The organism is Shewanella loihica PV-4, from assembly GCF_000016065.1.
Lineage (GTDB): Bacteria > Pseudomonadota > Gammaproteobacteria > Enterobacterales > Shewanellaceae > Shewanella > Shewanella loihica.
This window is the reverse complement of sequence record NC_009092.1, coordinates 4,520,509-4,540,191: the sequence shown is the minus strand read 5'-3', so window position 1 is coordinate 4,540,191 and position 19,683 is coordinate 4,520,509. Positions and strand designations below refer to the sequence as shown.

Here is a 19,683-nt window from a genome sequence, read left to right as displayed (position 1 = left end):
GCCAACGGCCCGGCGCCAGCGGCGGCATTAAATACGATGCAATGCTCTTTAACAAGATAAAACAAGAAATCTGTGTGGACACTCACAGGTATTGAGTTAATCGAAAACGATTTAAATCTCAATGCAACGATGAGTGTTCATAGCAATATGTACAAACATGTAGATGATTCTTCCGAGTCATTTATGTGAATCAGAATTCATTGAGTCGGACTTAGGTCCACAAAAACTTTTAATTGAAGAGTTTGATCATGGCTCAGATTGAACGCTGGCGGCAGGCCTAACACATGCAAGTCGAGCGGTAACAGAAAGTAGCTTGCTACTTTGCTGACGAGCGGCGGACGGGTGAGTAATGCCTAGGGAACTGCCCAGTCGAGGGGGGATAACAGTTGGAAACGACTGCTAATACCGCATACGCCCTACGGGGGAAAAGAGGGGATCTTCGGACCTTCTGCGATTGGATGTACCTAGGTGGGATTAGCTAGTAGGTGAGGTAATGGCTCACCTAGGCGACGATCCCTAGCTGTTCTGAGAGGATGATCAGCCACACTGGGACTGAGACACGGCCCAGACTCCTACGGGAGGCAGCAGTGGGGAATATTGCACAATGGGCGCAAGCCTGATGCAGCCATGCCGCGTGTGTGAAGAAGGCCTTCGGGTTGTAAAGCACTTTCAGCGAGGAGGAAAGGTTAACGGTTAATACCCGTTAGCTGTGACGTTACTCGCAGAAGAAGCACCGGCTAACTTCGTGCCAGCAGCCGCGGTAATACGAGGGGTGCAAGCGTTAATCGGAATTACTGGGCGTAAAGCGTACGCAGGCGGTTGATTAAGCGAGATGTGAAAGCCCCGGGCTTAACCTGGGAACTGCATTTCGAACTGGTCAACTAGAGTCTTGTAGAGGGGGGTAGAATTTCAGGTGTAGCGGTGAAATGCGTAGAGATCTGAAGGAATACCGGTGGCGAAGGCGGCCCCCTGGACAAAGACTGACGCTCAGGTACGAAAGCGTGGGGAGCAAACAGGATTAGATACCCTGGTAGTCCACGCCGTAAACGATGTCTACTCGGAATTTGGTGTCTTGAACACTGGGTTCTCAAGCTAACGCATTAAGTAGACCGCCTGGGGAGTACGGCCGCAAGGTTAAAACTCAAATGAATTGACGGGGGCCCGCACAAGCGGTGGAGCATGTGGTTTAATTCGATGCAACGCGAAGAACCTTACCTACTCTTGACATCCAGAGAACTTTTCAGAGATGAATTGGTGCCTTCGGGAACTCTGAGACAGGTGCTGCATGGCTGTCGTCAGCTCGTGTTGTGAAATGTTGGGTTAAGTCCCGCAACGAGCGCAACCCTTATCCTTACTTGCCAGCGGGTAATGCCGGGAACTTTAGGGAGACTGCCGGTGATAAACCGGAGGAAGGTGGGGACGACGTCAAGTCATCATGGCCCTTACGAGTAGGGCTACACACGTGCTACAATGGTCGGTACAGAGGGTTGCGAAGCCGCGAGGTGGAGCTAATCTCACAAAGCCGGTCGTAGTCCGGATTGGAGTCTGCAACTCGACTCCATGAAGTCGGAATCGCTAGTAATCGTGGATCAGAATGCCACGGTGAATACGTTCCCGGGCCTTGTACACACCGCCCGTCACACCATGGGAGTGGGCTGCACCAGAAGTAGATAGCTTAACCTTCGGGAGGGCGTTTACCACGGTGTGGTTCATGACTGGGGTGAAGTCGTAACAAGGTAGCCCTAGGGGAACCTGGGGCTGGATCACCTCCTTACCTATACGATTGACTGATATTTGTTGAGTGTTCACACAGATAACTTGTTCTTGTTAGAGCGAGAGGCACGTCCGAGCGACGATGCTTGTTCTTTAAAAATTTGGAAAGCTGATAGTAATAATCGAAAGATTATTGCGAAAAATAATTGAGTTCTCAAAACACACTTTAATCAAGTGACTTGAGTATTCTTTTGGCGAAAGTAGAAACCGTTAGTTGCGATGCGACTCAGATGAAACTCATTTGGGTTGTATGGTTAAGTGACTAAGCGTATACGGTGGATGCCTTGGCAGTCAGAGGCGATGAAGGACGTAGTAACTTGCGAAAAGCGTTGGCGAGCTAGTAACAAGCATTTGAGCTAACGATGTCCGAATGGGGAAACCCGGCACCATAAGGTGTCATCACTAAGTGAATACATAGCTTAGTGAGGCGAACGAGGGGAACTGAAACATCTAAGTACCCTTAGGAAAAGAAATCAACCGAGATTCCCCTAGTAGCGGCGAGCGAACGGGGATTAGCCCTTAAGCCTAGAGGGTGTTAGTGGAATGTGTTGGAAAGCACAGCGATACAGGGTGATAGCCCCGTACATGAAAACTAACTTTAGGTGAAAACGAGTAGGACGGGACACGTGATATCTTGTTCGAATATGGGGGGACCATCCTCCAAGGCTAAATACTCCTGACTGACCGATAGTGAACCAGTACCGTGAGGGAAAGGCGAAAAGAACCCCTGTGAGGGGAGTGAAATAGAACCTGAAACCGTATACGTACAAGCAGTGGGAGCGGTTCTTGAGACCGTGACTGCGTACCTTTTGTATAATGGGTCAGCGACTTACATTTTGTAGCGAGGTTAAGCGAATAGCGGAGCCGTAGGGAAACCGAGTGTTAACTGCGCGTTTAGTTGCAAGGTGTAGACCCGAAACCCGGTGATCTAGCCATGGGCAGGTTGAAGGTTGAGTAACATCAACTGGAGGACCGAACACACGTATGTTGAAAAATGCGGTGATGACTTGTGGCTGGGGGTGAAAGGCCAATCAAACCGGGAGATATCTGGTTCTCCTCGAAAGCTATTTAGGTAGCGCCTCGAGCGAATACCATTGGGGGTAGAGCACTGTTAAGGCTAGGGGGTCATCCCGACTTACCAACCCTTTGCAAACTCCGAATACCAATGAGTACTACTCGGGAGACACACGGCGGGTGCTAACGTCCGTCGTGAAAAGGGAAACAACCCAGACCATCAGCTAAGGTCCCAAAGTTATTGCTAAGTGGGAAACGATGTGGGAAGGCTTAGACAGCTAGGATGTTGGCTTAGAAGCAGCCATCATTTAAAGAAAGCGTAATAGCTCACTAGTCGAGTCGGCCTGCGCGGAAGATATAACGGGGCTAAGCAATACACCGAAGCTATGGGTACTAGCGCTTGCGCTGGTGCGGTAGAGGAGCGTTCTGTAAGCCGTTGAAGGTGAAGGGGTAACCCACGCTGGAGGTATCAGAAGTGCGAATGCTGACATGAGTAACGATAAAGGGGGTGAAAAACCTCCTCGCCGAAAGACCAAGGGTTCCTGTCCAACGTTAATCGGGGCAGGGTGAGTCGACCCCTAAGGCGAGGCCGAAAGGCGTAGTCGATGGGAAACGGGTTAATATTCCCGTACTTCTGCTAACTGCGATGGAGAGACGGAGAAGGCTAGGCTAGCGCGGCGTTGGTTGTCCGCGTTTAAGGCTGTAGGTAGGGTGCTTAGGCAAATCCGGGCACCTAATACTGAGAGTTGATGACGAGTCACTACGGTGATGAAGTAGTTGATGCCATGCTTCCAGGAAAATCTTCTAAGCTTCAGGTTAGTAGGAATCGTACCCCAAACCGACACAGGTGGTCGGGTAGAGAATACCAAGGCGCTTGAGAGAACTCGGCTGAAGGAACTAGGCAAAATGGTACCGTAACTTCGGGAGAAGGTACGCTCCTGTTGGTGATGAGACTTGCTCTCTAAGCTGACGGGAGTCGCAGATACCAGGTGGCTGCAACTGTTTATCAAAAACACAGCACTGTGCAAAATCGCAAGATGACGTATACGGTGTGACGCCTGCCCGGTGCCGGAAGGTTAATTGATTGGGTTATCTTCGGAGAAGCTCATGATCGAAGCCCCGGTAAACGGCGGCCGTAACTATAACGGTCCTAAGGTAGCGAAATTCCTTGTCGGGTAAGTTCCGACCTGCACGAATGGCGTAATGATGGCCACGCTGTCTCCAGCCGAGACTCAGTGAAGTTGAAATTGCGGTGAAGATGCCGTATACCCGCGGCTAGACGGAAAGACCCCGTGAACCTTTACTATAGCTTGGCACTGAACATTGACCCTACATGTGTAGGATAGGTGGGAGACTTTGAAGCGGGAACGCCAGTTCTCGTGGAGTCATCCTTGAAATACCACCCTTGTAGTGTTGATGTTCTAACTCTGGCCCCTGAATCGGGGTTGAGGACAGTGCCTGGTGGGTAGTTTGACTGGGGCGGTCTCCTCCCAAAGAGTAACGGAGGAGCACGAAGGTTGGCTAAGTACGGTCGGACATCGTACGGTTAGTGCAATGGCATAAGCCAGCTTAACTGCGAGACATACACGTCGAGCAGGTGCGAAAGCAGGTCATAGTGATCCGGTGGTTCTGAATGGAAGGGCCATCGCTCAACGGATAAAAGGTACTCCGGGGATAACAGGCTGATACCGCCCAAGAGTTCATATCGACGGCGGTGTTTGGCACCTCGATGTCGGCTCATCACATCCTGGGGCTGAAGTCGGTCCCAAGGGTATGGCTGTTCGCCATTTAAAGTGGTACGCGAGCTGGGTTCAGAACGTCGTGAGACAGTTCGGTCCCTATCTGCCGTGGGCGTTGGATGATTGAAGGGAGCTGCTCCTAGTACGAGAGGACCGGAGTGGACGAACCGCTGGTGTTCGGGTTGTCATGCCAATGGCATTGCCCGGTAGCTACGTTCGGAATCGATAACCGCTGAAAGCATCTAAGCGGGAAGCGAGCCCTAAGATGAGTCATCCCTAGACCTTTAAGGTCTCTAAAGAGCCGTCCGAGACTAGGACGTTGATAGGCAGGGTGTGTAAGCGTTGTGAGGCGTTGAGCTAACCTGTACTAATGACTCGTGAGGCTTAACCATACAACCCAAAAGGGTTTCGTACGATGGTTTTACGTGATCAAAAGAATACAAAAGTACTTGATTGAAGTGCGAACTCAAGCAGCTTTCTAAATTTCCAAATTTGTCTGGAAACCATAGCATTGTGGTCCCACCTGATCCCATCCCGAACTCAGAAGTGAAACGCAATCGCGCCGATGGTAGTGTGGGGTCTCCCCATGTGAGAGTAGGTCATTTCCAGGCGCCTAATAAACGAAGAATCCCCAGCACTACGTGCTGGGGATTTTTTCGTTTAACAGCTTTTGAAATATCTACTCGAACATGGGGAATATAAAGAGCCCGAACGTAGTGAGGTGCATTTCCATGTGAAGTAGGGTGAATCGCTTGCGTTTATCAAACGAAGTTTGATGCAAGGGCTGAACGCGGAGAGCTCTGCTCGAAGCTGGCCATGACAGGCGCCTTTTCTCTTTATTAATTAGGCCCCTCAGCTCGCAGCATTGCTGCTTCGCGCTCCAGTCATCCATCAAGCTGCGCTTGATAAGCGGATGCCTTACGCCCCCATGTGAGATTGACGGAGTTAGTATCTGATGTCTGCCTCAGAGCTGGCCTTTACAGGCGCCTTTCTTCTGTGTGTAGAAGACTCCCTGCTCGTGCTTCACGCTACAAAACCTCATGTGAAGGCCGATAAACTGCACTGTTTAGATAACCCTTAAGACAAGGCTGTGGCATAAGGTGAATGAGTTAATAAACTTGAGTTCGCTAGATAGAAACAACTGAGTTGTTGTCTTCTTTCTAGCGATAACGTCATTATCTGTATGGCGTTCTCTATAGAACCTTAGTGTTTTTATCTCTTTTACTATTAGGTGGGGCTAAGCTTTATGAAATCTCAGAATAATGCTGTGATCTTAATGACTAACAAGCTACGCAAATATAGGTATAATGCCGTATGAATTGTCGTCTAGGATGTGGTGCTTGTTGTATAGCGCCGTCTATCACCAGCCCTATCCCTGGCATGCCCAATGGCAAGCCTGCCGGGGTGCGTTGCATCCAGTTAGATGAGCGGAATCTTTGCAAGATATTCGGTCACCCTGAGCGCCCGGCGTTGTGTGATCGTTTCATCGCCGAACCTGAAGTCTGTGGTTCGACGGCAGAAGAGGCACTTTGGTTGATTACATCTTTAGAAGCGGCGACCCAGTCTTAGAAGGTAGGTTATGCAGTTAACTCGTTATACAGATTTTGGTATTCGTACGTTAATGTACCTGGCCTTATCGCCAGAGAGAGAAACCCTGTTTAGAATCGCCGAGATCACCGAGGTGTTCGATCTATCGGCTAACCATGTGTCTAAGATAGTGCATCATCTTGGTAAAGAAGGTTATCTGCAGACGGTACGCGGTAAGGCAGGTGGTTTTAAGCTAGGTAAGCCAGCGGATCAGATCAATATCGGTGTCCTGGTGCGCACGCTGGAAAATTCGCTGTCGCCAATCGATTGCAGCAAGCCCTATTGCCGTTTCTCGCCAGCCTGTCAGCTCAAGGGCGTGCTCGCCGAGGCGGTAGACGCTTATCTGGCCGTGCTAGACAAATACTCATTGGCAGATGTCGTCAGTAATCGTGACGAGTTAAGAGCCTTGCTACCGGATCTTACCATCCCAGTCTTAGAGCTTTAACTTAGCCTTTCTTAAGTTCGCCTATCTTAAATGCGCCTTGTCGCTGGCCGCGGGTTCCTTCTGTGCGAGGCGATAGGGCAAGAGCCTGGATGTATTTACCAAGGCGATGCCTTCGTCCGAGAGTCTGGATAGATTCGCCTTTAAGAAGCTGATGGTCTCGGGATAGGGGTGGGCGATCACTATAAGTTGCCCCTCCTTGTTTGCCAGCTGGATCAGCTGGTTAAATTGTCTCTCAAGCCCCTGCGGCGATACATCGTTATCCAGAAAGAGTTGTCTTCTCAATAGCGGAATCCCCAGCCTGTTGGCTGCGTCGCTGGCTTTGCTGTACCTGGTGGTCATGCTGTCGACAAAGTAGTTGTCTTGCTGCTTCAGGCTCTCCATTAGCCAGGTCATGGGCGCGTCTAGTTGTGTGAGCAGACTCCCCATATGGTTGTTGACACCTTTGGCGTAGGGGACACTCTTAAAGGCGTCATCGACCGCCCGCTTGAGAGCCTGTTCGCTCATCTGATTGGTCAGTCCGCCAGGGCCCATCTCCTTGCCATTTAATGCCTGCATGGGCAGGTGCAACATGATCTCGTGGCCCTTGTCGTGGGCGATGGCGGCAAGCCTTTCGCCCAGAGGGGTATGGGGCAATACGGAGAGGGTGATGTCGCTTGGCAATGCCAACACCGCCTCGTCAGTCTGACGATAACCTATGTCGTCAATGATGATGGAGACCTGGGCGGCGAAGCAGTGTGGTGTGGTAAATAAGACAGCTAATAAGAGTAATAAGCGCACTGTTTTGGTTATTCACTAACTATTTGTTTTTATCCATGAGATCGCCGATTCGATAACCTTATCGTGGGCGGCTCCCTCATGGGGTGTTTGCTTATCGATTATAGGCATACTTTGTCCGGCAGTCATAGTCTCGCCCGGGATATTTATATCTGGCTCTATGCCGATGGCGTGTATGTCCCTGCCTTTGGGTGTGGTGTAGTGGGCTATGGTTAGCTTGATGGCATTGCCCTCGATAAGAGTGGGGATCAGGCTCTGCACCGTACCCTTACCGAAGCTCTTTTCGCCGATCAGTGTGGCGCGCTTGTTTTCCTGAAGCGCTGCCGCCAGTACCTCCGAGGCCGAGGCCGACCCCTTGTTGATTAGCACGGTAAGTGGCAGCTTGGAGAACATGGTCTGTGGTGAGGCGAAGTAGTCGGAGTTAGCGTCGAAGAAGCGGCCCCGGGTAGATATGATACGCCCCTTGGCGAGGAAGATGTCGGCAATCTTGATCGCCTGATCCAGCAAGCCGCCAGGGTTGTTACGCAGATCCAGGATCAGGCCTGTCATGGGCTCATTTTGCCATTGGGTCAGCAGCTTAATGAGATCTTCGGTAGAGTCGTCCTGAAAGCTGGAGAGTTTGATGTAGCCTATGCCGTTGTCGAGCAGCTCGCCCTCTACCGAGTTGACATCGATAAGACTAGGGGTGAGTGTCACGTCGAACAGGGCTTCCGAGTTGGCGCGGCTTAACGACAGGTTGATGGCCAGATTATGCTGACTGTGGAACTTGATCTCCTCCAGCACATTTTCGAGTTGCTTGGCGGTTACTGCCTCATTATTGACTTTGACGATGCGGTCTCCGGGCTGAATGCCTGCGTTGGCGGCTGGTGAATGGGGAAAGGGGCTGATGATGGTGACTTGGTTCTGCTCTGTTGCTATCTCTATGCCGAAACCGAAGTATTCGCCCTTGTTGGCGTCCTTGATGTCGGAGAAGGCCTGGCTGTCGAGGAAGTTTGAATAGGGGTCTAGCTTGCTGAATACCCCCTCAATGGCGGCCTGGATCAGATCTTCCTGAGAGATCTTGTCTACGTAGTAGGTCTCTACCGTGCTGATGATGTCGATGAGGAGGGGGTAATTGACCTTGGGCTGATACTCTTTGGCATTCTCGTGGCCGAACAAGGTGATAGAGAGACCTAGGGTCAGCCCTAGGGCGACACAGGTGAAATAGCGGATCATTTGAGACATGGACGACCTCCCCATTACTCGGGGTCGTTGTCGCGTTATCGTCTACAGTATCTCGCAGGATCGACCGCTTGCCCCTTATGCCTTACTTCAAAGTATAGGCCAGGTTCTGTCTGTCCACCCGAGCGTCCGACCAGGGCGATGGTCTCACCCTTCTTAACGCTGTCGCCGGCATCCTTGAGCAGGGTCTGGGCGTGGCCATAGAGGCTCATGTAGCCCTTGCCGTGGTCGACCACCATCACCATACCGAACCCCCTGAGCCAGTCGGCATAGATCACCTTGCCCGAGGCGATGGCGTTGATCGATTGCCCCTCTGGGGCGGCCATCATCACGCCCTTCCACTTCACTTCGCCCGAACGTAGGCTGCCGAACCCGGCGCGGATGCGGCCCTTGGTCGGCCAGCTAAGTTTCTGGCGGCTGGAGAGGCCTTCCATGCTGGGGTTATCTTTCATGGCCCTTAGCGCCTGTTCGACCACCCGCTTCAAGCTGGCTTCCTCTATCTGCAGTTGTTCCAGCTTGGCGCCGTGTGAATTGAGGGTGCGCTCTATCTGCTTCAGGGTCTGCTGACGCTGATGTTGTTCTTGGGTGAGCGCCTTGGCCTGCTGCTCCTGATTGAGGATCAGCTCGTTGAGCTTGGTTTGCTGGGCCTTCTGCTCAGACTCGACGGCCGTCAGTTCGGTCATCGTCTGTTGCAGCTGCTTGATGGCGTCCATTCTCGCCTTGTTGAGAAACTGATAATAGGCGAGCAGGCGTTCTATGGTGGCTGGACTCTGCTGATTGAGCAGCATCTTAGTGTAATCGTGGTTGCCCGCCAGATAGGCGCTGGCTAGCTGGTTGGACAGTGTCTTCTGTTGCGTCTGCTTGAGGGTATCAAGCTCTGCCTTGCGGCCATCTAGTTCGGCCAGTTTCTTGTCGGTTTGTGCCAGTGATGCCCTGGTATTGGTCACCTTTTTTGCCGCCGCGGCGATCGCCTGTTCATCTTTTTTCAGCAGAGAGATCAGCTTCTCATGTTGGCGACTGGTGTCCTTGAGGGCCGACTGCTGGTTGCTTATCTGTTTCTGAATGGCTTCAAGCTCGGATTGACGCTGCTTCAGGTCGGATGCCTGCGCAGTACAAGAGAGCATGATAAAGCCAGCAAGTATGCTGGCTTTATAGAAACCGGAACGTTTAAGCAAAGAGTCGTTACTCGCTTAGGGTAATGATTGAGTGCCCTGTCATCTCTGATGGCACGGTTTGTCCCATCAAGGTTAACATGGTTGGCGCTAAATCACTTAATCTTCCGTTCGGTGCGATCTCACCCTTGCGTCCCACATAGATGAGGGGCACGAGTTCGCTGGTGTGGGCGGTGTGCGCCTGGCCAGTTTGCTCGTCGGTCATCTGCTCGGCGTTACCATGGTCGGCGGTGATCAAACACTCACCATCTACCTTGGCCAGCGCCTCAACCACTCGACCGATACAGGCATCGACTGCCTCACAGGCCTTGACGGCGGCATCGAAGTTGCCGGTATGACCCACCATGTCACCGTTAGGGTAGTTACAGATGATCACGTCATATTGGGTCGACTCGATCGCTTCCACCAGTTTGTCGGTCAGCTCGGTCGAGCTCATCTCTGGCTGTAGGTCGTAGGTGGCGACCTTAGGCGACTGGATAAGGATCCTGTCTTCGCCCTCGAATGGCTCCTCTTTACCGCCGTTGAAGAAGAAGGTGACGTGAGCGTATTTCTCGGTTTCCGAGATACGCAGCTGCGTCTTGCCGTTGTTTTGCAGCACTTCGCCTAAGGTGTTGACCAGATCCACCGATGGGTAGGCGACAGGCGCCTTAATGTCGGCGGCGTACTCGGTCAGCATGACGAAGTTAATCTTAGGGGTTACCGCACGCTCGAAGCCGTCGAATCCTGGGTCGACGAAGCTGCGGGTGATCTGACGGGCACGGTCGGCGCGGAAGTTCATGAAGATCAGCGCGTCGTTGTCATTGAGGGTCGCAACCTGGCCGTCGGCGTCTGTGATGGCCGAGCTGGCAACGAACTCGTCGTTTTCATCGCGGCCATAGGCGGCGTCGAGCGCCTCCACGGCGTCTTGATACAGGTGCAGCGCCTTGCCCTGAGTGATCAGCTCATAGGCTTGCGAGACGCGATCCCAACGGTTGTCTCTGTCCATGGCGTAGTAGCGACCAATTAAGGAGGCGATGCGGCCTGTGCCTAGCTCGGCGAACAGCTCGTTGAAGGCCTGCAGGCTGCCCTTGGCGCTTCTTGGCGGCGTGTCACGACCGTCAAGGAAGGCGTGCAGGTAAACCTGCTTGGCGCCGCGCGCAACCGCCATCTTACACATGGCCTGGATGTGGCTTTCATGGCTGTGTACGCCACCGGGTGACAGTAGTCCCATGATGTGTACGGCGCCGTCTGCGGCGATCGCCTTATCTACGGCGTCGACAAAGGCCGGGTTAGAGTCAAACTCGCCATCTTCAATCGACTTACCGATGCGGGTCAGCTCCTGGTAGACCACGCGGCCAGAGCCTATGTTGATGTGGCCAACTTCTGAGTTACCCATCTGACCGTCGGGCAGGCCGACATCCAGGCCAGAGCCTGAGATCAGGCTGTTGGGGTATTCTTTGTTGAGGCGATCGAGTACTGGTGTGTTGGCGTGATATACCGCGTTCATGTGGGTATTTTCACGGTAACCCCAGCCATCGAGGATCAGCAGTGCCAATGGGCGTTTGCGTGTCGTCATGGTGGTACCTATTAACGTTAAAAAGAAAACTAGAATTCTGAAATTGGATAAATATTACTACGTACAGGGGCGATCAAAAAGTGATTTACACCGATAGCCCTCATCGAGCCCGTCACAATTTTAGGGATCTCTCAATCTCGGCGCTCTGCCAGAGGTGAACTACATGCTGCAATCTGCCGGGACAATCGGTTATACTCTCAGCCCGAACAGTCTCTCAAGCCACAGAAGTAGGCCGAAAACTATGCAAGAATATATCGAATTTTTTAAAGCCAACCCTATGTTGAGTCTCGCCTGGGTGGGCTTGTTTGCTGCGCTTATTGTGAGCGTTTTTAAGTCTAGTATCTCGAAAGTGAAAACTGTAGATCATCAGCAGGCGACCTTGTTAATTAACAAGCAAGACGCCAAGGTGGTCGATGTGCGCTCTAAGGAAGAGTTTAAGAAAGGCCATATCGTCGACGCGATTAACATGCCTTTAGCAGAAATTAAAAATAATAAGACATCTGCCCTTGAAAAGTTTAAAGCCAGTCCCATTATAATGGTATGCAATGCAGGGATGACCTCGTCGCAAGCGGCTCAATTGATGGTTAAAGCAGGTTTCGAAACTGTCTATAACCTCAAGGGTGGGATGAGCGAATGGCAACAAAATAACTTACCCGTTGCCAAAACCAAAAGATAACCCACACAAAGTTTGCTTTTATTAAGCATCTTTGATTAGAGTGTCATCTCTTATAAAAAATGGCTTAAATCGCCCATCTGGTGGGATTTAAGGAAATACTAAAATCGGGATGGTGGCTGAGGTCTAGATTAGGACTCGAGTAACAAAGGCCCTGAAGATGATTCTCCATACGGAACGAATCGAACAAAATTGATTAGGTAGGAAATTATGGCTGAAGCAGTAAATAACGAACAACAGGGTCCACAGTTCAACATTCAACGTGTTTACACTAAAGATATCTCTTTCGAAACGCCAAACAGCCCAGCTGTTTTCCAGAAAGAGTGGAACCCAGAAGTTAAGCTAGACCTAGACACTCGCAGCGCTAAGCTGGCCGACGACGTATATGAAGTTGTTCTGTCACTGACTGTTACGGCTAAAAACGGTGAAGAAACAGCTTTCCTATGTGAAGTTCAACAAGCGGGTATCTTCGCTATCTCTGGTCTGACTGATCAGCAGCTGGCTCACTCACTGGGTGCATACTGCCCGAACGTACTTTTCCCATACGCTCGTGAAGCGGTTGGTAGCCTAGTTGCTCGTGGTACTTTCCCACAACTGAACCTAGCGCCAGTTAACTTCGACGCCCTGTTCGCGCAATACGTGCAACAGCGTCAGGCGCAGGCAGAAGCTGCCGGTGAAGCAGCAGAAGCGAACGCTTAATTACGCATGAACAACACTGCCGATATAACGGTACTGGGGGCGGGCTCTTATGGCACCGCCCTTGCTATTTCTTTAGCCAGTAACGGACACAAAACCCTTATTTGGGGCCACGAGCCTGAGCATATCGAGAATCTGAAAAGGGATCGATCCAATGAGGCGTTTCTGCCCGGTATCCCGCTGCCGGATCTCTTAATTCCCGAAGCCGACCTTGCAACCGCATTAGCCGCCTCCAACAATGTGTTGGTGGTCGTGCCTAGCCATGTGTTTGGTCTTGTGCTCAAGCAGGCTAAGCCGCTGCTGCGCAAAGATGCCCGCATCGTCTGGGCGACCAAGGGGCTGGAGCCGGAAACCGGTCGTCTGTTGCAGGAAGTGGCGCGCGAGATTTTAGGTGACGAGTATCCGCTGGCGGTATTGTCGGGTCCGACCTTCGCCAAAGAGCTGGCGGCAGGCTTGCCCACTGCAATCTCCGTTGCCGGTACCGATGAGGCCTTCACCAATGACTTGGTGGAGTTGCTGCATAGCCCTAAACGCCTGCGTGTCTACGCCAACGACGACTTTATCGGTCTGCAACTTGGCGGCGCGGTGAAGAACGTTATCGCCATCAGCGCGGGCATGTCAGACGGCATAGGCTTTGGTGCCAATGCCCGCACAGCATTGATCACCCGTGGCTTGGTGGAGCTGTCTCGCCTTGGCGAGGCTATCGGCGCTCAACCTTCTACCTTTATGGGCATGGCGGGTCTTGGCGACCTGGTGTTGACTTGTACCGATAACCAGTCCCGCAACCGTCGTTTCGGTTTGGCCCTGGGCCAGGGTAAGGATGTCGATACCGCTCAGGCCGAGATTGGCCAGGTGGTCGAAGGTTACCGTAACACTAAAGAGGTCTATACCCTGGCTAAGCGTCTGGGTGTCGAGATGCCGATCACCGAGCAGGTGTATAAGGTGCTCTACCAGGGCGGTACGCCACACGAGGCGGCTAAGGCTTTGTTGGCGAGAGAGAAAAAGTCGGAGACGACTGACAGCGAATAGTGGCCATCGGCGACTCATGCTAAAAATAACAAAGGGTGCTAAAATAGCGCCCTTTTTTGTATATGGACATACTTATCCCCGCTCACCAGGGATGGTGAAAGAGGGGATTTGTACTTGTAAATTTGAGTATTTATCCCCGGTGTCCAGGCCTTTGATGTTCCCGACATCAAATGGCATTTTCTTCATCCGTGAAGGTCGGTGGACAAAGTGGGGCTGCGTTTGGTTGCTATTAATTTGTTTGAGGCGGTATTTAAGTGAAACATCATGACGTGATCATTATCGGTGCGGGCGCGGCGGGCCTCATGTGCGCGGCGACGGCGGGCTATCGCGGCCGAGACGTTCTGGTGTTAGATAACGGCAAACAGGCGGGGCGCAAGATCTTAATCAGTGGCGGTGGCCGCTGTAACTTCACCAACCAGAAAGTGGAGCCGGCTAACTTTATCTGCGCCAACCCCCACTTTGTCAAGTCGGCCCTGGCACGATACTCGTCTCAGGATTTTATCGAGCTGGTGGAGCGCCACGGCATCGAGTATCACCAGCGCGATCATGGTCAGCTGTTCTGTAACGACTCGGCCAAAGAGATAGTCAGCATGCTGCTGACCGAGTGCGAATGGGCGGGCGCTCAGGTGCAGCTCAGAACAGATATTCTTTCTATCATCAAGCAGGATGACGGCCTTTTCAGGCTGGAGACCTGCAAGGGTGAATACAGCTGTGAGTCGCTGGTGGTGGCAACCGGCGGGCTCTCCATGCCCAAGCTCGGGGCCTCGCCTTTCGGCTATCAGATTGCCGAGCAGTTTGGTCTCAATGTGTTGCCGACTCACGCCGGCCTGGTGCCCTTTACCTGGCACAGCGAGCAGAAGCAGAAATTTGAGCCGCTCTCTGGTATTGCGGTGCCCAGTACCATTACCGCCAAAGATGGTACCCAGTTTAGCGAGGCGCTGCTGTTTACCCACAGAGGCCTGTCGGGGCCGGCTATTTTGCAGATCTCCAATTACTGGCAGCCGGGTGAGAGTATTTCCATCAACTTGCTGCCCCAGCTCGACGCCGCCCAGGCATTGAGTGAGGCCCAGGAGCAGCATCCCAAGCAGAGCCTGCGCAATACCCTGTCGCAGTGGCTGCCGAAACGTCTGGTCGAGGTGCTATTTGACGAGGCGCTGCTCAACATGGCCCTTAATCAGCTGGTGCATGCTCAGCGCGATCAGATAGTAGACAATCTCCACAACTGGCAGCTGCTGATGAATGGCACCGAAGGCTATCGTACTGCTGAGGTGACCTTAGGTGGCGTGGATACCAACGAACTTTCTTCCAAGGATATGCAGAGCAAGAAGGTGCCCGGACTCTATTTTGCCGGTGAGGTGATGGATGTCAGCGGCTGGCTCGGCGGCTTCAACTTCCAGTGGGCCTGGGCATCGGGTGTCGCCGTCGGTCAGGCTGTGTAGGTGTACAGAGACAATAAAGTTTGCCCGTATGAGCATTTTGAAGTGGCATAGTGAATTTGGCTACCTAATTAGAGATGTTAAGGCGCGCTTCATACACTACGGGTGGAACTATGACAAAACGTATAAGAAGTTCAGGAAGTTAATAATAAATGAAAACAAGTATACGTATCATGGTTTTGTTGCTTTCTTTGTTAGCGGCCTTCGGAGGTGTGGCTAAGCCAAGTATTCCTGATCTAGATTTCGAAACCTACGATAAGTTTCCTGCTGATGGTTGGAGGGTATCTGGAGGGGAGGCCGGGTATAGCTTTTCGGTTGACGATAAGGTTTTTCAACGTGGGCAGCGATCAGTTTCGGTTGAGTTTAAAAGGGATAAACCTAACGCTGGCTCCTTTGGTTATGGGTTGGCTCTCCAAGCAAAGGGGCAAAACATTAAGCTGAGGGGGGCTGTGAAAACTGAAGGTATTACTGATGGATGGGCGGGGTTGATGCTTAACGTTCACCCTAATCAAGCCTTTAGTAATATGCGAGAACAGAAATTATTCGGTGACAATGATTGGAGGGATTTTGAGATTAGTTTGGATGTTGATCTCAAAAATGCCTCAGCCATTACAGTTGGTGGTGTGTTATCGGGTAATGGGAAAGTTTGGTTCGATGATCTTCAGATATTGATAGACGATAAGCCATTAACAAGTTCTCAACTACGTGAGATTCCTCGTGCATATAAGGATGATGAATTTGATGCTGGTTCTAAGTTGGTTTTGTCGGGGTTGGATGAGGCAACACTAGTAAACTTAGACCTTTTAGGGAGGGTGTGGGGGTTTCTGAAATACCATCATCCCAATGTGGGAAGGGGAGATTATAACTGGGATTATGAATTGTTTAGGTTTCTTCCCGATTATCTTTCAGCTGTGGATGTTCAGGAGAGAGACAAGAGTCTGGTCGGTTGGATCGATCGCTTAGGTAAGGTGACTCCGTGTATTGATTGTAAGGTGACAAATCAGGAGTCTGTTCTGAAGCCAGATCATAGATGGTTCTATGAATTCGGTCTATCAAAAGAACTAATCAAAAAATTGAACTCGGTCTATGAGGACCGGAGACAAGGCGCGAGCTTTTATGTAACCACAAACAGCAGGCGTAGGGTCATTTTTTCAAATGAAAAAGCTTATTTTAATATGCCGTATCCAGATGATGGGTTTAGATTATTAGCTTTATACCGATACTGGAACATCGTTCAATATTTCTTTCCGTATAAGTATTTGACTGATAAGGAGTGGAGTGGTGTTTTAGCTGAATATCTTCCATTGTTTTTAGGGGCAAAAAATCGGTTAGATTATGAAAAAGTGACGCTATCTTTAATCGCTGAGCTTAAGGATACGCATGCAAATTTGTGGGCTGGTCGCGGTGAGGTTGAGAAAATGCGCGGCGAATTTTACCCTCCAGTTTTCACAAGATTTGTTGAGGGTGAGCTTGTTGTGGTGGATTTTTATACCGACAACGAGAGTAATATCAGCGATATGTCTCGCCTGGGCGGCCTGTCCATAGGCGATGTTATTACGGAGATCGATGGTGTCGCCGTAGAAAAGTTGGTAAAGGATAAGCTGCGTTATTACCCGGCATCAAATGAGGCTTCAAGGCTCAGAGATATTGCTCCTGATTTGTTGAGGTCGAATAAGGCTGAAATAGATATAAGCTTTAGGCGCGACAAGTTAATGGGTAATACGTCGCTAAAATTATTCAAAAAGGATGAGTTGGACTATTTCTATTTGTACCGCAAACCTAAGGGTGAAAAGAGCTATAAAAATATCGATGGGGATATTGGTTACGTTACTTTGGCCACCATTGAAAAAGAGGATGTGGACTCTATAAAAAATCAATTCAAGGATGCGGCAGGCATCATAATTGATATTCGAAATTATCCTAATACGCCATCAATGTATAGTTTGGGGTCATTTTTCGTAGAAGATAAAAGCGCATTTGCGAAATTCACTTATCCAAACATAAATAACCCTGGCGAGTTTGGCGTTGGTAATGTAGCGGTTCTTAAACCATCGGAAGTGACTTTTAAAGGAAAGCTAGTTGTCTTAGTGAATGAAAATACGCAAAGCCAGGCTGAGTTTACAGCGATGGCGTTCAGGGCGGGTAGAGACACTACGATAATAGGGAGTAAAACGTCAGGCGCTGATGGCAATATGGTTCGCTTGGATCTGCCGGGTGGACTGAGGACGGCATTTTCCGGTCTTGGCGTTTATTACCCTGACGGTGGAGAAACTCAAAGAGTGGGTATCATTCCCGATATAGAGGTGAGGCCAACTATTGTAGGGGTGAGAGAAGGTAGGGATGAGTTAGTGGAGACGGCTATTGAGGTTATTAAAACTAGTTCGGTAGGACGTTAGAGGCATATCAGTAAGCAGTTCCATGATGTCTTCCCTAATTTCAAATTGCTCTATGTGAGTTTCAATCTTTATTGTTTGCCGACAGTACCACTAGTTAGCTTTGGGAAAGTTTATTGGCACCACACAAGTCGGCGCTAACTGCGCCTCACATTCCCCTCCTCTGACGCGAATAATGGCTGGGCTTTTTGGCTCGCTGGCGGTAACTTACCTGTTTAACAGGTTTTTTCGCGAGATCATGAATAAACTTAACTAGGCGTCATGGTCGTTTTGAGTGAGGAGAGTGGGTATTGTCTACATCCAGAGGGGGCTTTAGTCTGTATGCCGGCGTTAAGATGTCGGTGGCGTCTAGCGTCTTCCTGTTATTGCCCATCTATTTCGATGTGATCTCCCGCCAGTTCGCCGAGCCAGTGCTGGCGCTCACCTATGTGGTGACCATAGAACTGGTTGGCTTCTCGCTGGCCTCTATCTGCTGCTTCTTCTGGCAGCGAATGAACTTCATTTCGGAGCGCGGTGTCTTCCTGGCCCTGGCACTCGCACACCTTGGCAGTGCACTCTGCAGCGCGGTGGAGTGGTTTGTGGTCTTACGTTTCGCCGCCGGTTTCTTTGCCGGCATCTTGATCGTGCGCTGCTTCGATACCCTGTCCCACGACAAGCTGCCCGATGCCGCCTTCGGCCGGGCGATCGCCATGCAGATGCTCTACAGTGGTCTGCTGTTCCTCCTCTACCCTCAGCTGAGGCTACAGGGGGGATTCGATGGCCTGCTGGTGCTGGTGGCGGGCTTCTGTCTGCTGATGGTGCTGTTGCCGGTGGATACCCGGGCGCAGCAGATGCCGAAGATCAAAGGAGTGAAGACGGGTAAGGTGTTTCTCTATACCGCGCTGTTTGCCATCTTGATGATCATGTTGGCCAACGTGGGGGCATGGTCCATGCTGAGCGTGGTGGCGACCCGTATCGGTATCAGCGAGATCGATCAGGGGGTGATACTGGCGACCGGAACTCTGTTTAGCCTGCTCGGCGCCGTGAGCGCCTCGCTGTTGGCCAAATATGGCAATCGTCAGCGGGTGATCACCTTCGGGGTGCTGGGGCAAAGTATCGCCATCGTGCTCTTATTCTCGACCCGGGATCCTCTGGTCTACTTCGTGGCGGTGAGCTGTTTCATGTTTATGTGGAACTTCCTGTTGCCCTTCTTCATGGGGGTGATCTCCGAGGCGGATCCTGAGGGGCATGCCATTCGTCTGGCGGTGGCGGCTCAGTCTATCGGCGCTGCGCTGGCTCCGGCTGTGCTGCTCAAGGAGTGGGTGTTGTTCGAGCTGGTGATCTTCCTGCTGATCACCCTGCTGCTGATCATGCCCGCCATCTATAACAACAGTCGGCTCAAGCAGCAATAGTTGGCAAGATTTACAACGCATAAAGAAACAGCCACCTCATTAGGTGGCTGTCTCGTTTCGACTTAGAAGTAGTAGTTGGCCTGTAACCAAGTGACTGTGTCTTCCTTCATGCGGCCCTGTGGGGTGTCGAAGGGAGCGGTGTACTCTACCTTGGCGCCGATGGAGATGTTGTCGGTTACCATCAGGCCGCCACCTACTTCGACCTGATTGATGAAGGACTCGTTCTTCACATGGTAGGTGCTCTTAGGGTTGGCATAGACCCAGTGACCCGCGTCGAAACCATACATGGCGTAGACGCCCGCCTGTACCAGGCTGCTACGGTCATACTTGTCATTTTCCAGCGGACGCTTGGTCTGGGTGCCACCCACACTCAGCATAGGGAAGATAGAGACGTTGTCGTTAAGCTGGAACTTGTAGATCATGCCGCCCAAGATGGTCTGGGTGTTGGCATCGCCAATCACATCCACAGAGTAGCCCAGGCCGTCGGTGACGTGGAAGTAACGGCCACGGCCGCTGAAGTCGCCGGTATTCTTGTCGCGGTTAAGATCCAACTGATAGATGTTGCTGCCAACGCCCATCATGCCGGAGATCTGGTCAACATCTTTGCTGGTGGACACGCCCACAGTGGTGAAACTGGCGGTTGGGTCACCATAGTTGACCTTCTCTTCGGCTGGCGCCTCGGCGGCCATAGCGTTTAGTGACAGCAGGGCACAGGTAGCGACTGCTATGATTGAGGTTTTTGCGATTAATTTGCTCATAGTCTTGATCTCTAGTCTTGGTTGTAA

13 protein-coding genes and 3 rRNA genes are annotated in these 19,683 nt (G+C 51.4%); 11 read left to right on the top strand and 5 right to left on the bottom strand.

What is annotated here, in order from left to right; translation table 11 throughout:
- The first annotated feature begins 230 nt into the window (after nt 1-230).
- From SHEW_RS19760 to SHEW_RS19740, 5 genes are all read left to right on the top strand, one after another.
- Nucleotides 231-1,774, top strand: a 16S ribosomal RNA gene (locus SHEW_RS19760).
- A 251-nt stretch (nt 1,775-2,025) separates the two neighbouring features.
- Nucleotides 2,026-4,918 (top strand): 23S ribosomal RNA (locus SHEW_RS19755).
- Between the two features lie 103 nt (nt 4,919-5,021).
- Nucleotides 5,022-5,137: ribosomal RNA gene (rrf, locus tag SHEW_RS19750) — 5S ribosomal RNA — on the top strand.
- The 16S, 23S and 5S rRNA genes sit together here, the layout of an rRNA operon.
- 703 nt (nt 5,138-5,840) lie before the next feature.
- Nucleotides 5,841-6,095: a YkgJ family cysteine cluster protein gene (locus SHEW_RS20480; protein ID WP_011867605.1), complete on the top strand. Its 255-nt coding sequence runs from the start codon at nt 5,841-5,843 to the stop codon at nt 6,093-6,095.
- 10 nt (nt 6,096-6,105) lie between these two features.
- Complete coding sequence (locus SHEW_RS19740) at nt 6,106-6,558, top strand: Rrf2 family transcriptional regulator (protein ID WP_011867604.1); 453 nt, start codon at nt 6,106-6,108, stop codon at nt 6,556-6,558.
- A gap of 21 nt (nt 6,559-6,579) precedes the next feature.
- Here the strand turns inward: SHEW_RS19740 and SHEW_RS19735 are convergent, their stop codons facing one another.
- From SHEW_RS19735 to gpmM, 4 genes are read right to left on the bottom strand one after another with little or no spacing between them, the layout of a single operon-like run.
- Nucleotides 6,580-7,335 (bottom strand): divergent polysaccharide deacetylase family protein, encoded by a 756-nt coding sequence (locus tag SHEW_RS19735; RefSeq protein WP_011867603.1) that lies wholly within the window; start codon nt 7,333-7,335, stop codon nt 6,580-6,582.
- A gap of 15 nt (nt 7,336-7,350) precedes the next feature.
- Nucleotides 7,351-8,556 (bottom strand): S41 family peptidase, encoded by a 1,206-nt coding sequence (locus SHEW_RS19730; RefSeq protein ID WP_011867602.1) that lies wholly within the window; start codon nt 8,554-8,556, stop codon nt 7,351-7,353.
- A gap of 35 nt (nt 8,557-8,591) precedes the next feature.
- On the bottom strand, nt 8,592-9,677 hold the full coding sequence (locus tag SHEW_RS19725; RefSeq protein WP_011867601.1) for a murein hydrolase activator EnvC family protein: 1,086 nt from the start codon (nt 9,675-9,677) through the stop codon (nt 8,592-8,594).
- A gap of 58 nt (nt 9,678-9,735) precedes the next feature.
- Nucleotides 9,736-11,280, bottom strand: coding sequence for a 2,3-bisphosphoglycerate-independent phosphoglycerate mutase (gene gpmM / locus SHEW_RS19720; protein ID WP_011867600.1), 1,545 nt, complete (start codon nt 11,278-11,280; stop codon nt 9,736-9,738).
- A 241-nt stretch (nt 11,281-11,521) separates the two neighbouring features.
- Between gpmM and SHEW_RS19715 the strand changes: the two genes are divergently transcribed.
- The 6 genes from SHEW_RS19715 (at nt 11,522) to SHEW_RS19690 (ending at nt 18,898) form a co-directional block, all read left to right on the top strand.
- Nucleotides 11,522-11,956, top strand: coding sequence for a rhodanese-like domain-containing protein (locus SHEW_RS19715; protein WP_041406823.1), 435 nt, complete (start codon nt 11,522-11,524; stop codon nt 11,954-11,956).
- A 207-nt stretch (nt 11,957-12,163) separates the two neighbouring features.
- Nucleotides 12,164-12,652 carry a protein-export chaperone SecB gene (gene secB / locus SHEW_RS19710; protein ID WP_011867598.1) on the top strand — a complete coding sequence of 163 codons (489 nt, stop codon included), beginning with the start codon at nt 12,164-12,166 and terminating at the stop codon, nt 12,650-12,652.
- Nucleotides 12,653-12,658: 6 nt separating this feature from the next.
- Complete coding sequence (gene gpsA / locus SHEW_RS19705; RefSeq protein ID WP_011867597.1) at nt 12,659-13,678, top strand: NAD(P)H-dependent glycerol-3-phosphate dehydrogenase; 1,020 nt, start codon at nt 12,659-12,661, stop codon at nt 13,676-13,678.
- A 254-nt stretch (nt 13,679-13,932) separates the two neighbouring features.
- The gene (locus tag SHEW_RS19700) at nt 13,933-15,117 is read left to right on the top strand and encodes a BaiN/RdsA family NAD(P)/FAD-dependent oxidoreductase (protein WP_011867596.1); all 1,185 of its coding nucleotides are present in this window, start codon (nt 13,933-13,935) and stop codon (nt 15,115-15,117) included.
- Between the two features lie 149 nt (nt 15,118-15,266).
- Nucleotides 15,267-17,510, top strand: coding sequence for a S41 family peptidase (locus SHEW_RS19695; RefSeq protein ID WP_011867595.1), 2,244 nt, complete (start codon nt 15,267-15,269; stop codon nt 17,508-17,510).
- 287 nt (nt 17,511-17,797) lie between these two features.
- The gene (locus SHEW_RS19690; protein ID WP_011867594.1) at nt 17,798-18,898 is read left to right on the top strand and encodes an MFS transporter; all 1,101 of its coding nucleotides are present in this window, start codon (nt 17,798-17,800) and stop codon (nt 18,896-18,898) included.
- A 62-nt stretch (nt 18,899-18,960) separates the two neighbouring features.
- Here SHEW_RS19690 and SHEW_RS19685 read toward each other — a convergent pair whose 3' ends face one another.
- A complete protein-coding gene (locus SHEW_RS19685; protein ID WP_011867593.1) occupies nt 18,961-19,656 on the bottom strand; it encodes a hypothetical protein in 696 nt (231 codons plus the stop codon).
- Between the last annotated feature and the right edge of the window lie 27 nt (nt 19,657-19,683).